This is a genomic window from Nocardioides xinjiangensis (assembly GCF_017916385.1).
GTDB lineage: Bacteria > Actinomycetota > Actinomycetes > Propionibacteriales > Nocardioidaceae > Nocardioides > Nocardioides xinjiangensis.
On sequence record NZ_JAFMSW010000001.1, the window covers coordinates 2357500 to 2374692 of the forward strand.

The following is a 17193-nucleotide window of genomic DNA, read 5'->3' on the forward strand; positions in this document are numbered from 1 at the left end:
GATGGCCCTCCGCGACGTCTACGCCAAGCCGCTCGCCTCCCTCGACGACCTCGGGGGCCAGCTGGCGTTCCACCTCAAGGTGCTGCGGGCCGTGCCCCGCTCCGTCACCCGCTACCCGCGCGAGATCATGCGCATCCTCGCCGAGGTGACCCTCGGCTCGGGCGCGCTCGCCGTCATCGGCGGCACCGTCGGCGTGATCATCGGCATGACCTTCTTCACCGGCGCCCAGGTCGGGCTCTCGGGCTACGCCGCGCTGAACCAGCTCGGCACCGCGGCCTTCTCCGGCTTCGTCTCGGCGTACTTCAACACGCGCGAGATCGCGCCGCTCGTGGCCGGCATCGCGTTGGCCGCGACCGTCGGCTGCGGGTTCACCGCCCAGCTCGGCGCGATGCGGATCTCGGAGGAGGTCGACGCCCTCGAGGTGATGGCCATCCCGTCGATGCCGTTCCTCGTCGCCACCCGCGTGGTCGGCGGCCTGATCGCCATCATCCCGCTCTACGTCGTGGGCCTGCTGTCGTCGTACTTCGCCAGCCGGTTGGTCGTGACCCAGGTCTACGGCCAGTCCGCCGGCACCTACGACCACTACTTCAACGCGTTCCTGCCGCCGGGTGACGTGCTCTGGTCCTTCGGCAAGGTCCTCGTCTTCGCCGTCACGGTGATCCTCATCCACTGCTACCACGGCTACAACGCCTCCGGCGGTCCCGCCGGGGTCGGCGTCGCCGTGGGTCGCGCCGTGCGCACCAGCATCGTCGCGATCAACGTGCTGGACCTGCTGCTGTCCATGGCGATCTGGGGCGCCTCCACGACCGTCCGGCTGGCGGGGTGAGCGGCATGAGGACCAAGTCCCTGGGCGTCGTCTTCCTCGTCCTGATGCTCGCCGCGGTGTGGGCGACCTACGCCGTGTTCACGAAGAAGTTCAGCGACTACGACGAGGTCACGGTCAAGGCGTCGAGGATCGGCCTGCAGCTGCCGCACCGGGCCGACGTGAAGATCAAGGGCGTGATCGTGGGCGAGGTGCTCGACTACGAGCCCACGACCGAGGGCGCCGACATCACGCTCGGCCTCTACCAGGACCGCACCACCGACATCCCGCGCGACGTCACCGCCTCGATCCTGCCCAAGACGCTCTTCGGCGAGAAGTTCGTCTCCCTCGTCGTGCCCGACGGCGGCTCCTCCGCCCAGCCGATCGCCGACGGCGACGTCATCGAGCGCACCGACCTCTCGATCGAGGTCGAGCAGGTCCTCAGCGACCTCTACCCCCTGCTGCGCGCCGTCCAGCCTGCCGACCTCAACACCACCCTGAACGCGGTCGCGACCGCGCTGGAGGGCCGCGGCGAGCAGCTGGGCGAGACGATCGAGACCCTCGACCGCTACCTGACCCGGTTCAACCCCGAGCTCCCGGCCCTCGTCGAGGACCTCCGGCTGACCGCCGAGGTGTCCGACACGTACGCCGACGTGCTGCCCGAGGTCGCGACCATCCTGCGCAACACCATCACCACCACCTCCACGCTCGAGGACCGGGAGGACAAGCTCCAGGCGCTCTTCAACGACGTCTCGCAGTTCGCGTCCGTCGCGGAGCGGTTCACCCGGACCAACGGCGACAACCTGGTCCGCCTCGGCGACCTGGCCGCCGCCCAGCTCGACGTGTTCGCCCGCTACGCGCCCGGCTACCCGTGCCTGCTGGGCGGCATCGTCGGGGCCGGCAAGCTCCAGGCGGAGGCGTTCCGCGGGTTCACCCTCCACATCGTGCTCGAGACCCTCCCCAACCAGCCCCGCGGCTACGGGCCCCAGGACGCGCCCGTCTACGGCGACAAGCGCGGCTACTACTGCGGCCGGCTCCCGTCCCCGCCGTGGTCGCAGAGCAACCCGGTGACCCACCAGCCCGACTTCGTCGACGGCATCGACGAGCCCACCGGCAAGGGCACGAGCCGGGTCGGCCCCGGCTGGTCGGGGACCGCCGCCGGCTTCGCCGGCGGCCGCGACGAGGCCGCGCTGCTCAAGGCGCTGCTCGCGCCGGGGCTCGGCGTGAGCGCCGACGACGTGCCCGACCTGGGCGTCCTCCTGGTCGGGCCGATGGCGCGCGGCGCGGAGGTGTCGCTGCGATGAGCGCGGTGCTGGACAAGAAGACGTCCCTCGACCTGGTCAAGCTGCTGGTCTTCGTCGTGGTGACCTCCCTCGCCACGACGGTGCTCGTCGTGACCATCGGCAACCTCGGGTTCGGCTCGTCGCGCGAGTACAGCGCCGAGTTCACCGACGCCACCGGCGTCACGAAGGGTGACGACATCCGCGTCGCGGGTGTCCGCGTCGGCACGGTCGAGGACGTCGAGATCGTCGACCGCACCCGGGCGCTCGTGACGTTCTCCGTGGACAAGGGCACGCCCGTCAACGGCGGGACCAACGCGGCCATCCGCTACCGCAACCTCGTCGGGCAGCGCTACATCTCCCTCACCCAGGAGGTCGGCGACACCGCCCGCCTGCCTGCGGGCTCGACCATCCCCGTCTCCCGCACGAAGCCCGCCCTCGACCTGACGGTGCTCTTCAACGGCTTCAAGCCGCTGTTCCAGGCGCTGTCCCCCGAGGACGTCAACCAGCTGTCCTACGAGCTCATCCAGGTCTTCCAGGGCGAGGGCGGCACCCTCGAGGGACTGCTCGCGCACACCGCGTCGGTCACCTCGACGCTGGCCGACCGCGACGAGGTCATCGGCGAGCTGATCGACAACCTGTCGCTCGTGCTCGACCACGTCGCCGACCGTGACAAGCAGCTGACCCGCCTGATCCGGTCGTTCCGCACCCTGGTCGGTGGGCTGAAGAAGGACCGTCACGCGATCCTGGGCTCGTTGGAGGAGGTCTCCGCGCTGTCGGTGGAGACCGCCTCGCTGATCGACGGCATCCGCGAGCCCTTCGTGAAGGACATCCGCGAGCTGCGAGCCGTGGCGGGCAACGTCGACAGGAACAAGGCCGAGCTGGACCGTGCCCTGCAGGTGCTGCCCATCAAGCTGAACAAGATCGGCCGCACCGCGATCTACGGGTCGTTCTTCAACTTCTACCTCTGCGAGTTCCAGGGCCGGGTCAACCTGCCGGGCAACGTCTCGATCCCGGTGAAGTACCAGACCGGCTCCGACAGGTGTGATCTCGGATGACGTCACCCCGCGCCGTTCTCCCCTGCTGCGCTGCTCCGAACAACGTCGAGGGGACCCCGACATGAAGCCCTTCAGGGAGCGCAACCCCGTCGTCGTCGGCGCCGTCAGCCTCGTCGTCCTGGCGACGGTGATGGTCGCCGCGCTGCGCGCCGACGACCTGCCGATCATCGGTGGCGGGGACACCTACCACGCGATGTTCACCGAGGCGGGCGGCCTGAAGGTCGACGACGAGGTGCGCATCGCCGGTGTCCGCGTCGGCAAGGTGGACGAGGTCGAGCTCGCGGGCGACGAGGTGCGGGTCAGCTTCAAGGTCGACGACGGCGCCGACTTCGGCACCGACACGCGGGCGGCGATCAAGGTGAAGACGATCCTGGGTGCGATGTTCCTCGCGCTCGAGCCGGCCGGCAGCGGCCAGCTCGACGAGGGAGCCACCATCCCGGCCGAGCGCACCACCTCGCCGTTCGACGTGGTCGAGGCCTTCGAGGGCCTGGCCGCCACGTCCGAGCAGATCGACACCGACCAGCTGGCCGAGTCGCTGACCACGCTCGCCGACCTCACCCGCAACACCCCCGACGAGTTCCGCGGTGCCCTCAGCGGCCTGAGCCGGCTGTCCGCGAACATCGCCGCCAAGGACGAGCAGCTCAACACGCTCCTGGTGAACCTCGAGCGGGTCTCGACCGTCCTCGACGAGCGCGACCGCGACATCATCGCGCTGATGGAGGACAGCGACGTGCTGTTCCGTGCGCTCGTCGCCCGCCGCGAGGCGGTGCACGACCTGCTCGTGTCGACCACGCGGCTCTCCCGCGAGCTCACGCGGCTGATCGAGCAGTCGCGCGACGACCTCAAGCCGGCGTTGGCCCACCTCGAGAACGTGCTCGCGGTGCTGCACAAGAACGAGGACAACATCGACAGCAGCCTGCGGCTGATGGCGCCGTTCTACCGCGTCTTCGCCAACACCCTCGGCACGGGTCCCTGGTTCGACACCTGGATCTCCAACTTCCCTCCCGTCCCGCAGGTGGGCTGACCCATGGACCTCGTGAAGCGCATCCTCGTCCCCCTCGTCGTGCTGGCCTTCGTCGTCGCGGCGGCCGTCAGCGTGCTCGGCGGCGACACCGCGAAGACCGTGGTGGCGCACTTCCCGCGCGCCATCTCGGTCTACGAGGGCAGCGACGTGCGCGTCCTCGGCGTGCCCGTCGGCACCGTGACGCGCGTCGAGCCCACCGGCACGGACGTGACCGTGACGATGACGTACGACGCCGAGGTGCGGCTGCCGGCCGACGCCAAGGCGGTGATCATCGCCCCCTCGGTGGTCGGCGACCGCTACGTGCAGCTGACCCCCGCGTACTCCGGCACCGGCGACGTGCTCGCCGACGGCGCCGAGCTCGGCGTCGAGCGGACGTCGCAGCCGCTGGAGCTCGACCAGATCTACGAAAGCCTCGACCGCCTCAACGTGGCGCTCGGCCCACGCGGTGCCAACAGGACCGGCGCGCTGTCCGACCTCCTCGCCGTCACGGCCGACAACTTCGGCGGCCAGGGCGCGACGTTCCGACAGACCATCGCGGACTACTCGCGCCTCAGCGCCACGCTGGCCGGCAACAAGGAGGAGCTGTTCGGCTCGGTCGAGGCGCTGGAGGGGTTCATGCACACGCTGGCCGAGAACGACCAGACCGTCCGGGGGTTCAACCAGTCGCTCGCCGACGTCTCCACCATGCTGGAGGGGGAGCGGGAGGAGCTCGTCGCGGCCACCCGGAACCTGTCGGTGGCGCTCACCGCGGTGAAGGAGTTCGTCGAGGAGAACAAGGGCTCCCTCAGTCGCAACATCAGCGGCCTCAATCGCGTGGCGAAGGTGCTCGTGCGCCAGCGCGCGGCCCTCGACGAGATCCTGCACGTCGCCCCGGGTGCGCTGAACAACCTCGCGATGGCCTACAACCCACAGGCCGGCACGCTCGACACGCGCGCCAACTTCGGCCAGTCCATCACCCAGCTCGAGATCGACCCGGCCGCCTTCCTCTGCGGCTTCGTCGGGCAGGTGGAGCGCAGCGGCCGGCTCTGCGACCGGATCACCGAGCTGGTCGCCCGCCCGCGGCCGGGGGCCCTGGACGACACGCCGGTGCTCCCGGCGCGCGAGGTCTTCGACCCGACCCTCGGCGGGCTCGTGGAGGTGGAGCGGTGAGGCGGCTCCAGGCCCTCGTGCTCGGCATGCTCGCCGCGCTCGTGCTCTCCGCGTGCGACGCCAGCGTGTACTCGCTGCCGCTGCCGGGTGGTCCCGACGTCGGCGAGGACCCGATGACGATCAAGGTCGAGTTCGCCGACGTGCTCGACCTCGTGCCGCAGTCGACCGTCAAGGTCAACGACGTCAGCGTCGGCAAGGTGACCGCCGTCGACCTCCAGGGCTACCAGGCGCTCGTCACGCTCGAGATCCGCCGCGACGTCGACCTGCCGGGCAACGCCGTCGCCGAGCTGCGCCAGACCAGCCTCCTCGGCGAGAAGTTCGTCGAGCTCAGGGCGCCCGAGGAGGGCGCGGTCGCCGACCCGCTGGAGGACGGCGAGCTGATCCCGATCGAGCGAGCCGGTCGCAACCCCGAGGTCGAGGAGGTCCTCGGCGCGCTCAGCCTGCTCCTCAACGGCGGCGGCGTGGCCCAGCTCAAGAGCATCACCCAGGAGCTCAACCTCGCGCTCGAGGGGCGTGAGGACTCGGCGCGGTCGGTGCTGCGCAACCTGCGGACGTTCACCGGCCAGCTCGACGAGAACAAGGCCGACATCGTCGACGCGATCGAGTCGCTCAACCGGCTCGCCCTCGCGGCCGAGAAGCAGCTGCCCACCATCGACAGGGCGCTCGACGAGCTGCCGAGCGCGCTCGACTCCATCGACCGCCAGCGCGACGACCTCGTCGAGATGCTGGGGGCGCTCGACCGGCTCTCCGCGGTCGCCGTCGACGTCATCGCCCGCTCGAAGGGCGCGACGATCACCTCGCTCCGCCGGCTCGACCCGGTGCTCACCCAGCTGGCGGCCTCCGGGGACGACTTCGTCAACGCCTTCCACGTCTTCCTCACCTACCCGTTCGTCGACGAGGTGGTGGGCCGCGACCCGCAGGTCGCCCGCAACCTGCACATGGGCGACTACACCAACCTGTCGATCACCCTCGACCTCGACATCGCCGGTGGCGTGAGCAGCACGCCGTCGTTGCCCACCAACCTGCCGACGGTCATCGACCCGACCGTGATCGTCACCGACGTCATCGCCTGCCTCCGCAGCGGCTCGCTCACGAGCGAGGCGTGCCGGAAGGTGCTGGCCAACGTGGAGAAGCTCGTCCAGCTGCGGGAGGAGTGCCGAAAGTCCGAGAACCGGGACAAGGACGTGTGCCGCGAGCTCGACATGATCCCGGGCCTTCCGGAGGTGCCGAGCCTGCCCGTCCCGACGACCCTGCTGCCCACGCTCCTGCCGACCGGTCTGCCCCGTGCCGCGACCGACGAGAAGCCACGGCACGGGCGGGGCCCGACGATGGGTGAGCTGATGGAGACCTACGACCCGGCGCTGGTCAGCCTGCTCGTCCCCGGGATGGTGCAGCGATGATCACCCGACGGACCAAAGTGCAGCTGCTCGTCTTCGCCATCATCACGCTGGTCGGGGTCAGCTTCGTCGGCGCCCGCTACGCCCGGCTCGACCGACTGGTCCTCGACCAGGGCTACACCGTCGTGGCGCACTTCGCCGACTCCGGTGGCGCGTTCGCCGGAGCCGAGGTCTCCTACCGCGGCGTGCGCGTGGGCGAGGTGCGCGAGCTCGTCCTCACCGACGACGGCGTCGACCTGGTGCTCGACATCGACGACGAGCACGACGACATCCCGGCCGACGCGCACGCCCTGGTCGGCAACCGCTCGGCCGTGGGCGAGCAGTACGTCGAGCTCCAGCCGCAGAGCGACCGGGGCCCCTACCTCGCGGACGGCTCGGAGATCGCCCGCGACCGGACCACCACGCCGATCCAGACCGACACCTTGCTGACCCACCTCGACGAGACGGTGCGCAGCGTGGACCAGGACGACCTCCGCACCGTCACCTCCGAGTTCGGCCAGGCCTTCAGCGGCGCGGGCGAGGACCTCCAGACGATCCTCGACAGCAGCAGCGAGTTCATCACCGCGGCCGAGCAGAACTTCGACGTGACCGTCGACCTGATCCGCGACAGCAACACCGTCCTCGACGGCCAGGTCGACTCCGAGGGCGCCTTCCGCCGCTTCGCCCGCGACCTCTCGGCGTTCTCCACGACGGTCGCCGACCACGACCGGGACCTGCGCCGGCTCATCGAGGACGGCTCCCTGGGCGCCGACGAGCTGCGGGTCTTCCTCGAGGCCAACGAGGTCGAGCTCGGCGACCTGATCAACAACCTCGTCACCACCGGTGAGGTGGTGGTCCAGCGCCTCGACGGCATCGAGCAGCTGCTGGTGATCTACCCGTACGTCGTCGAGGGCGGCTTCACGGTCGTGTCCCGGTCGCCCGGCACCGGCCTCTACGACGCCCACTTCGGGATGGTGATGACCCAGGACCCGCACGTGTGCACCGCCGGCTACGAGGGCACGGACCGCCGTTCGCCGCTCGACGGCACGAACACGGGCATGAACGAGGACGCGCGCTGCACCGAGCCGGCCTCCCAGAGCAACGCGCGCGGCGCCCAGAACATCCAGGCGCCGCGAGCCGCGCCCGGGTGGGGGCCGGCCGACTTCGCGTACGACCCCGAGACCGGCGCGCTCACCTCGGACCCCGCCGAGGTCCGGCGCCTGGAGCGGGGCGGTAGCGTTGCGCCCCGCAGCCTGGGAGAGGAGACGTGGAAGTGGCTCTACCTCCAGCCCCTGCTGGCACGCGACTGACCCCACGGGTCCGCTTCGCGATCGCCGCCGCGCTGGCGCTGGTGGTGCTCGTGTGCGTCGCGCTGCTGGCCTGGTCGGCCCTCGGCGGGCGCGCGTCCGCCGACGGGGGACTCGACCTGCCGGAGGAGCGGGAGCAGGTGATGAGCCTGACCGACCAGTTCGTCAAGCGCCTGGGCACCTACAGCCCCGACATGCTCGACGACTCCGGTCAGATGCCCGACTACCGCGAGCAGGTGCGCGAGGTGATCACGCCGAAGTTCGCCGCCGACTTCGACAAGGAGGTGGCGACCGCCGAGCAGCTCGTCGCCCAGGGCGGCATCACCCGCACCACCGACGTCTTCGCCACCGCCGTGTCCTCGATCGACGACGACTCCGCGCGGGTGCTGGTCGCCGGCGCGTTCATCGACAGCTACCGGCAGGGCGCCGGCGCGAAGGCGCGCACGGTCGACCAGGAGCCGCTGCCGTTCCGGTTCACCGTCGACCTCGTCGTGGTCGGGGGCGAGTGGCTGGTCGACGACTTCAGCCCGGTGAGCGCGCCGGACGAGGGCTCGCCGACGGCCCCGCAGGGCGGCGCCGGGTCCACCCAGGGGAGCGCGCCGTGAGCGACGCCCCGACCTGGTACGACCTGCTCGACGTGCCGCGCGACGCCCCGGCCGAGGAGGTGCGGGCCGCCTGGCGGACCCAGATCGCCGACCTCGAGCCCGGCGACCGGCGCTTCGACGCGCTCAACCGGGCCGCGAAGGTGCTGCTCGACCCGGTCGAGCGCACGGCGTACGACGCCTCGCTGCCGCCGGAGCGGCCGGACGACGCGGCGGTGACCCCGGCCGCGCCGGCCGAGGAGCGCCGTGCAGCGCCCGGGACGGTCGCCCCCGACGAGCAGGCGGGATCCGTGGAGCAGCCGGATGCCCCCCTGGCCGACCGGCCCGCCGGCGCGAGCCGCGGCGTGCCGTCGTGGCTGCTCGTCGGGCTCGGCGTCCTGGCCGCCGGCCTGCTGGTCGCCACCGCGTGGATGTGGACCCGCGACGACGCCGGCGGTGACGACTCCGCCGCCCGGGAGGCCCAGGTCGCGGCTGAGCGCGCGGTGGTCCCGGTCCTGTCCTACGACTACGAGCACCTCGAGGCCGACCAACGCGCCGCCCAGGCGCTGATGACCGGGAGCTACCGCGAGGAGTACGACAAGCTCTTCGCCGTCCTGGAGAAGAACGCGCCGCAGACCCGCACGCGGGTGACGGCGTCGGTCGTGGCGTCCGGCATCGTGCGCGCCAGCGCCGAGCGGGTGCAGGTGCTCGTCTTCGTGGACCGGCCCACGACCAACAAGCTCAACGCCGAGCCGGTCGTCTACAAGGACCAGGTCACGCTGTCGATGCAGCTCGTCGACGGCGAGTGGCTCGTCGACGACCTCGCCACCTCGCCGGTCCAGGGCTAGCCCGCGGGGGTGGCCCGGGGGAGGGAACCGGCGCGTTCTGCTTGACCCGGGGCGCCCCGGCGTTCATAGTCGTGGCAACGCGTGGCAGTGTCCTTCCCGGAATCGACCCCGCGTTTGAAGCGTGTCCACAAGTGCGCTATCGTGGCTCCTTGCGCCTGCCCTCAGATGCCCGACGCCTTCCGGACGGTCGTCGCGGTGGTCGGCCGGCGCCGAGATCACTTGATCATTTGTGAGGAAACCTCTTGGCCGCGCGCAGCTCCGCTGGAAACCACCGTCGCACCTCTTTCGCAAAGATCACCGAACCTCTCGAGGTTCCCGCCCTCATCTCGCTCCAGACCGACAGCTTCGACTGGCTGGTCGGCAACGAGCGCTGGGAGGAGACGGTGGCCGCCCGCAGGGCTGCCGGTGAGGACGTCTCCGAGAAGACCGGTCTGCAGGAGATCTTCGAGGAGATCTCCCCGATCGAGGACTTCTCCGAGACGATGATGCTCTCCTTCGACAACCCGGTCTTCCTGGACGAGAAGTACACCGAGGAGGAGTGCAAGGAGAAGGACTTCACCTACTCCCGCCCGCTCTACGTCTCGGCGGAGTTCATGAACCACGAGACCGGCGAGATCAAGGGCCAGACGGTCTTCATGGGCGACTTCCCGATGATGACCCGCAAGGGCACCTTCATCATCAACGGCACCGAGCGGGTCGTCGTGTCCCAGCTCGTCCGCTCGCCGGGCGTCTACTTCGAGTCGACCCCCGACAAGACCTCCGACAAGGACGTCTTCACCGCCAAGCTCATCCCGAGCCGCGGCGCGTGGCTGGAGTTCGAGATCGACAAGCGCGACCTGGTGGGCGTGCGCCTGGACCGCAAGCGCAAGCAGAACGTCACCGTCCTGCTCAAGGCGCTCGGCTGGACCACCGACCAGATCCGCGAGGAGTTCGGTCAGTACGAGTCCATGATGCTGACGCTCGAGAAGGACAGCGTCCGCTACGAGACCGTCTACGAGGACCTGCAGAAGAAGGCGCGGGGCGAGGCCCCGACCGCCGAGCAGGTCAACGACGAGGTCACCCGCCTCGCGCTGCTCGACATCTACCGCAAGCTCCGTCCGGGCGAGCCGCCGACGGCCGAGGCCGCGCAGACGCTGCTCAACAACTACTACTTCAACCCCAAGCGCTACGACCTGGCGAAGGTCGGCCGCTACAAGATCAACAAGAAGCTCGGCCTCCACGAGGCGTTCGACCAGCAGACGCTGACCATCGACGACATCGTGGCCGCCATCCGCTACGTCGTGCAGCTGCACGCCGCGGGTGTGCAGGTCGAGGCGCCCGACCTGGTCGACGCCGAGGGCAACGTCGTCGAGGGTCCTGACGGTGCCCCCGTCAAGGTCCAGGCCGACGACATCGACCACTTCGGCAACCGCCGCATGCGCACGGTCGGCGAGCTCATCCAGAACCAGCTCCGCACCGGCCTGGCCCGCATGGAGCGCGTGGTCCGCGAGCGGATGACGACCCAGGACGTCGAGGCGATCACGCCGCAGTCCCTGATCAACATCCGCCCCGTGGTCGCGGCGCTGAAGGAGTTCTTCGGCACCTCGCAGCTCTCGCAGTTCATGGACCAGACCAACCCGATCGCCGGCCTGACGCACAAGCGTCGCCTCTCGGCCCTCGGTCCCGGTGGTTTGTCCCGCGACCGCGCCGGCATGGAGGTCCGCGACGTCCACCCGTCGCACTACGGCCGCATGTGCCCGATCGAGACCCCTGAGGGCCCGAACATCGGCCTGATCGGCTCGCTCGCCTCCTACGGCCGGATCAACCCCTTCGGGTTCGTCGAGACGCCCTACCGCAAGGTCGTGGGCGGCGTGGTCACCGACCAGATCGACTACCTCACCGCCGACGACGAGGACCGCTACGTCATCGCCCAGGCCAACGCGCCGCTGGACGCCGAGATGCGCTTCGTCGAGGAGCGCGTGCTGGTGCGCCAGAAGAACGGCGAGGTCGACGCGATCCTGGCCGAGGAGGTCGACTACATGGACGTCTCGCCGCGCCAGATGGTGTCGGTCGCGACGGCCCTGATCCCCTTCCTCGAGCACGACGACGCCAACCGCGCGCTCATGGGTGCCAACATGCAGCGCCAGGCCGTGCCGCTGATCACGAGCGACAGCCCGCTCGTCGGCACCGGCATGGAGTACCGCGCCGCCGTCGACGCCGGTGACGTCGTGGTCGCCGACGCGGCCGGCGTGGTCAAGGAGGTGTCCGCCGACGCCATCGAGACGATGAACGACGACGGCACCTACCAGACCTACCGCATGGCGAAGTTCCGTCGCTCCAACCAGGGCACCTGCATCAACCAGCGCCCGCTGGTGAAGGCCGGTGACCGCCTCGAGGTCGGCACGCCGATCGCCGACGGCCCCTGCACCGACGACGCCGAGATGGCGCTGGGCACCAACCTGCTCGTCGCCTTCATGCCGTGGCAGGGCCACAACTACGAGGACGCGATCATCCTCAGCCAGCGCCTGGTGCAGGAGGACATCCTCACCTCGATCCACATCGAGGAGCACGAGGTCGACGCCCGCGACACCAAGCTCGGCCCCGAGGAGATCACGCGGGACATCCCGAACGTCTCCGAGGAGGGTCTCGCCGACCTCGACGAGCGCGGCATCATCCGCATCGGCGCCGAGGTCACGACCGGTGACATCCTCGTCGGCAAGGTCACGCCCAAGGGCGAGACCGAGCTGACCCCCGAGGAGCGCCTGCTCCGCGCGATCTTCGGCGAGAAGGCGCGCGAGGTGCGCGACACCTCGATGAAGGTGCCGCACGGCGAGTCCGGCACGGTCATCGGCGTCCGCGTGTTCGACCGCGAGGACGGCGACGACCTGCCCCCGGGCGTCAACCAGCTCGTCCGCGTCTACGTCGCGCAGAAGCGCAAGATCTCGGTCGGCGACAAGCTCGCCGGACGCCACGGCAACAAGGGCGTCATCGCCAAGATCCTGCCGATCGAGGACATGCCGTTCATGGAGGACGGCACGCCGGTCGACGTCGTGCTCAACCCGCTGGGCGTGCCGCGTCGCATGAACATCGGCCAGATCCTCGAGCTGCACCTCGGCTGGCTGGCCAAGCAGGGCTGGGACCTCAACCTCTCCGGCGAGAAGGGCGAGGCCGACTGGAAGAAGCGGCTCATCGCCATCGGTGCCGACAAGGCCGACCCCGACACCAAGGTCGCGACCCCGGTGTTCGACGGTGCCCGCGAGGACGAGATCACCGGCCTGCTCGGCTCCACGCTGCCCAACCGCGACGGTGAGCGGATGGTCAAGGAGGACGGCAAGGCCAACCTCTTCGACGGTCGTTCGGGCGAGCCGTTCCCGGAGCCGGTGGCGGTCGGCTACATGTACATCCTCAAGCTGCACCACCTCGTCGACGACAAGATCCACGCTCGCTCGACCGGCCCCTACTCGATGATCACGCAGCAGCCGCTGGGCGGCAAGGCCCAGTTCGGTGGCCAGCGGTTCGGCGAGATGGAGGTCTGGGCGATGGAGGCCTACGGCGCCGCCTACGCCCTCCAGGAGCTGCTGACGATCAAGTCCGACGACGTGCCCGGCCGCGTGAAGGTCTACGAGGCGATCGTGAAGGGCGAGAACATCCCCGACTCCGGCATCCCCGAGTCGTTCAAGGTGCTCGTCAAGGAGATGCAGTCGCTCTGCCTCAACGTGGAGGTGCTGTCGCAGGACGGCTCCACCATCGAGATGAAGGACGCCGAGGAAGACGTCTTCCGGGCGGCCGAGGAGCTCGGCATCGACCTGTCCCGCCGCGAGCCCAGCTCCGTCGAGGAAGTCTGAGCGAGGCGGTACGCCGGTCCCGGCCGGCGTACCGCACCTCAGTCCCCAGCTTTTCTCCCACGTACTAACGAAGGACTGCAGCCATCGTGCTCGACGTTAACTTCTTCGACCAGCTTCAGATCGGCCTGGCCACCGCGGACGACATCCGCACGTGGAGCCACGGCGAGGTCAAGAAGCCGGAGACCATCAACTACCGCACGCTCAAGCCCGAGCGTGACGGCCTCTTCTGCGAGAAGATCTTCGGTCCCACCCGGGACTGGGAGTGCTACTGCGGCAAGTACAAGCGCGTGCGCTTCAAGGGCATCATCTGCGAGCGCTGCGGCGTCGAGGTGACCCGCTCGAAGGTCCGCCGCGAGCGCATGGGGCACATCGAGCTCGCCGCTCCCGTGACCCACATCTGGTACTTCAAGGGCGTCCCCTCGCGCCTGGGGTACCTGCTCGACCTGGCGCCGAAGGACCTCGAGAAGGTCATCTACTTCGCCGCCTACATGATCACGTCCGTCGACGAGGACGCCCGCCACCGCGACATGGAGTCGCTGGAGAACAAGGTGGGCCTCGAGCGCGAGCGCCTGGAGAAGCGTCGTGACGCCTCCGTGGAGGACCGCGCGAAGAAGCTCGAGGAGGACCTGGCGACCCTCGAGGCCGAGGGCGCCAAGGCCGACGCCAAGCGCAAGGTGCGCGACGGTGCCGACCGCGAGATGAACCAGCTTCGCGACCGCGCCAACCGTGAGATCGCGCGGCTCGAGGAGGTCTGGGACACCTTCAAGGGCCTCAAGGTCCAGGACCTGCTCGGCGACGAGCTGCTCTACCGCGAGATGAAGACCTGGTTCGGCAAGTACTTCGAGGGCCACATGGGCGCCACGGCGATCCAGAAGCGCCTCCAGGACTTCGACATCGAGGCCGAGGTCGAGGCGCTGCGCGACACGATCGCCAACGGCAAGGGCCAGCGCAAGGTCCGCGCCCTCAAGCGCCTCAAGGTCGTAGACGCGTTCCGCAAGACCGGCAACCAGCCGATCGGCATGGTGCTCGACGCCGTCCCGGTGATCCCGCCGGACCTGCGGCCGATGGTCCAGCTCGACGGTGGCCGCTTCGCCACCTCGGACCTCAACGACCTCTACCGCCGCGTCATCAACCGCAACAACCGCCTCAAGCGACTGCTCGACCTCGGTGCTCCCGAGATCATCGTCAACAACGAGAAGCGGATGCTGCAGGAGGCCGTCGACAGCCTCTTCGACAACGGCCGTCGTGGTCGTCCCGTCACCGGCCCGGGCAACCGGCCGCTGAAGTCGCTGTCCGACATGCTCAAGGGCAAGCAGGGCCGCTTCCGCCAGAACCTGCTCGGCAAGCGCGTGGACTACTCGGGCCGCTCGGTCATCGTGTCGGGCCCGCAGCTCAAGCTGCACCAGTGCGGTCTGCCGAAGCAGATGGCGCTCGAGCTGTTCAAGCCGTTCGTGATGAAGCGCCTCGTCGACCTGTCGCACGCGCAGAACATCAAGTCCGCCAAGCGGATGGTCGAGCGCGCCCGCCCGGTCGTGTGGGACGTCCTCGAGGAGGTCATCACCGAGCACCCCGTGCTGCTCAACCGTGCGCCCACCCTGCACCGCCTCGGCATCCAGGCCTTCGAGCCGCAGCTGATCGAGGGCAAGGCCATCCAGATCCACCCGCTCGTCTGCGGCGCGTTCAACGCCGACTTCGACGGTGACCAGATGGCCGTGCACCTGCCGCTGTCCGCGGAGGCGCAGGCCGAGGCCCGCATCCTGATGCTCTCGACCAACAACATCCTCAAGCCGTCGGACGGCCGTCCGGTAACCATGCCGTCGCAGGACATGATCATCGGCCTGTTCTGGCTGACCGCCGACCGTGACGGCGAGCCCGGCGAGGGTCGCGTCTTCTCCAGCCCGGCCGAGGCGATCATGGCCTTCGACCGCCGCGAGATCACGCTGCAGAGCAAGATCCGCATCCGCCTCACCGACGTCGTCCCGCCGCTCGACCTCGAGCTCGGTGCCGACTGGGAGGACCGGACCGCGATCCAGCTCGACACCACGCTGGGCCGCGTGTACTTCAACGACACGCTGCCGGCCGACTACCCCTTCGTGAACGAGGAGGTCGGCAAGAAGCGACTGGGCGCGATCGTCAACGACCTCGCCGAGCGCTACACCAAGGTGCAGGTCGCGGCCTCGCTCGACGCCCTCAAGGACGCCGGCTTCCACTGGGCCACGCGCTCGGGTGTGACCGTCTCGATCGACGACGTCACCACGCCCGACAGCAAGGCCGAGATCCTGAGCCGCTACGAGGCGCAGGCCGAGAAGGTCCAGAAGAACTACGAGCGCGGTGTGATGACCGACGACGAGCGTCGTCAGGAGCTCATCGAGCTGTGGACCCAGGCCGCCGCCGAGGTCGGCCGCGCGATGGAGGCCAACTTCGACCGGGCCAACCCGATCTACATGATGGTCGACTCGGGCGCCTCCGGAAACATGAACCAGATCCGGCAGGTCGCGGCCATGCGCGGTCTGGTGGCCAACCCGAAGGGCGAGATCATCCCGCGCCCGATCAAGGCCAACTTCCGCGAGGGCCTGACGGTGCTCGAGTACTTCATCGCCACCCACGGTGCCCGCAAGGGTCTCGCCGACACCGCGCTGCGCACCGCCGACTCGGGCTACCTGACCCGTCGCCTGGTCGACGTGTCGCAGGACGTCATCATCCGTGAGGACGACTGCGGCACCGAGCGCGGCCTGCCCAAGCGCATCGACGACGAGCACGTGGAGACCTCGGCGTACGCCCGCTCCGCCGCCGTCGACGTCGTGCACCCGGAGACGGGTGAGGTGCTCGCCGCGGCCGGCGAGGACCTCGGCGACGTGAAGATCGGCGAGCTCGTCGCGGCAGGGGTCACCGAGGTGAAGGTCCGCTCGGTCCTGACCTGCGACGCCCGCACCGGCACCTGCGCCAAGTGCTACGGCCGCTCGCTGGCCACCGGCAAGCTGGTCGACATCGGTGAGGCGGTCGGCATCATCGCCGCCCAGTCGATCGGTGAGCCCGGCACGCAGCTGACCATGCGTACCTTCCACACCGGTGGTGTGGCCTCGGCCGACGACATCACGCAGGGTCTGCCCCGTGTCGTCGAGCTCTTCGAGGCCCGCTCGCCCAAGGGTCGTACGCCGATCTCGGAGTCCGCCGGTCGCGTGAAGATCGAGGAGACCGACAAGGCCCGCGTCGTCGTGGTCACCCCCGACGACGGCTCGGAGGTCCAGGAGATCCCGGTGTCGAAGCGCTCGCGCCTCAACGTCGAGGACGGCGACCACATCGACGTGGGTCACCACATCACGTCCGGTACGCCCGACCCGCAGGACGTCCTGCGCATCCTCGGTGTCCGCAAGGCCCAGGAGCACCTCGTCAACGAGGTCCAGGAGGTCTACCGCTCGCAGGGCGTGGCGATCCACGACAAGCACATCGAGATCATCGTGCGGCAGATGCTGCGCCGCGTGACGGTCATCGAGTCCGGCGACACCAACCTGCTCCCGTCCGATCTGGTCGACCGGGTGCGGTTCGAGGAGGAGAACCGTCGCGTGGTCTCCGAGGGCGGCAAGCCGGCCTCGGGTCGCCCGGTGCTCATGGGCATCACGAAGGCCTCGCTCGCGACCGAGTCGTGGCTCTCGGCGGCCTCCTTCCAGGAGACCACCCGGGTGCTCACCGACGCCGCGATCAACGGCCGCTCCGACAGCCTCCGCGGCCTGAAGGAGAACGTGATCATCGGCAAGCTCATCCCCGCCGGCACCGGCCTGGAGCGCTACCGCAACATCCGGGTGGAGCCGACGGAGGAGGCGCGCGCCGCGGCCTACTCGGTCACCGGCTACGACTCCTACGACTACGACTTCGGTCCGTCGTCGCAGGCGGTCGCGCTGGACGACTTCGACTTCGGGTCCTACCAGAATTGAGCGCAGTCACCC

Annotated in this window: 10 protein-coding genes and 1 pseudogene; all 11 read left to right on the forward strand. The window is 69.5% G+C overall.

Features of this window, described 5'->3' with window-relative positions; translation table 11 throughout:
- The first annotated feature begins 1 nt into the window (after window position 1).
- A complete protein-coding gene (locus tag J3P32_RS11125; RefSeq protein WP_210439816.1) occupies window positions 2-826 on the forward strand; it encodes an MlaE family ABC transporter permease in 825 nt (274 codons plus the stop codon).
- 5 nt (window positions 827-831) lie between these two features.
- Entirely contained in the window at window positions 832-2106 is a 1275-nt protein-coding gene (locus J3P32_RS11130; RefSeq protein ID WP_210439817.1) for an MCE family protein, read from the forward strand.
- Window positions 2103-3140, forward strand: a complete 1038-nt coding sequence (locus J3P32_RS11135; RefSeq protein ID WP_210439818.1) for an MCE family protein — start codon at window positions 2103-2105, stop codon at window positions 3138-3140. The genes J3P32_RS11130 and J3P32_RS11135 overlap by 4 nt, the downstream gene beginning before the upstream one ends.
- A gap of 61 nt (window positions 3141-3201) precedes the next feature.
- Entirely contained in the window at window positions 3202-4164 is a 963-nt protein-coding gene (locus tag J3P32_RS11140; protein WP_210439819.1) for an MCE family protein, read from the forward strand.
- 3 nt (window positions 4165-4167) lie between these two features.
- Complete coding sequence (locus J3P32_RS11145; RefSeq protein WP_210439820.1) at window positions 4168-5313, forward strand: MCE family protein; 1146 nt, start codon at window positions 4168-4170, stop codon at window positions 5311-5313.
- Window positions 5310-6713 (forward strand): MCE family protein, encoded by a 1404-nt coding sequence (locus J3P32_RS11150; protein ID WP_210439821.1) that lies wholly within the window; start codon window positions 5310-5312, stop codon window positions 6711-6713. Before J3P32_RS11145 ends, J3P32_RS11150 begins: the two co-directional genes overlap by 4 nt.
- The gene (locus J3P32_RS11155; protein ID WP_210439822.1) at window positions 6710-7999 is read left to right on the forward strand and encodes an MCE family protein; all 1290 of its coding nucleotides are present in this window, start codon (window positions 6710-6712) and stop codon (window positions 7997-7999) included. Before J3P32_RS11150 ends, J3P32_RS11155 begins: the two co-directional genes overlap by 4 nt.
- The gene (locus tag J3P32_RS11160) at window positions 7963-8601 is read left to right on the forward strand and encodes a hypothetical protein (protein WP_210439823.1); all 639 of its coding nucleotides are present in this window, start codon (window positions 7963-7965) and stop codon (window positions 8599-8601) included. Before J3P32_RS11155 ends, J3P32_RS11160 begins: the two co-directional genes overlap by 37 nt.
- Window positions 8598-9425, forward strand: coding sequence for a J domain-containing protein (locus tag J3P32_RS11165; protein WP_210439824.1), 828 nt, complete (start codon window positions 8598-8600; stop codon window positions 9423-9425). The genes J3P32_RS11160 and J3P32_RS11165 overlap by 4 nt, the downstream gene beginning before the upstream one ends.
- A gap of 272 nt (window positions 9426-9697) precedes the next feature.
- A pseudogene (gene rpoB / locus J3P32_RS11170) lies at window positions 9698-13249 on the forward strand (DNA-directed RNA polymerase subunit beta); the annotation flags it as partial.
- An 86-nt stretch (window positions 13250-13335) separates the two neighbouring features.
- Entirely contained in the window at window positions 13336-17181 is a 3846-nt protein-coding gene (locus J3P32_RS11175) for a DNA-directed RNA polymerase subunit beta' (RefSeq protein ID WP_210439826.1), read from the forward strand.
- Window positions 17182-17193 lie beyond the last annotated feature (12 nt).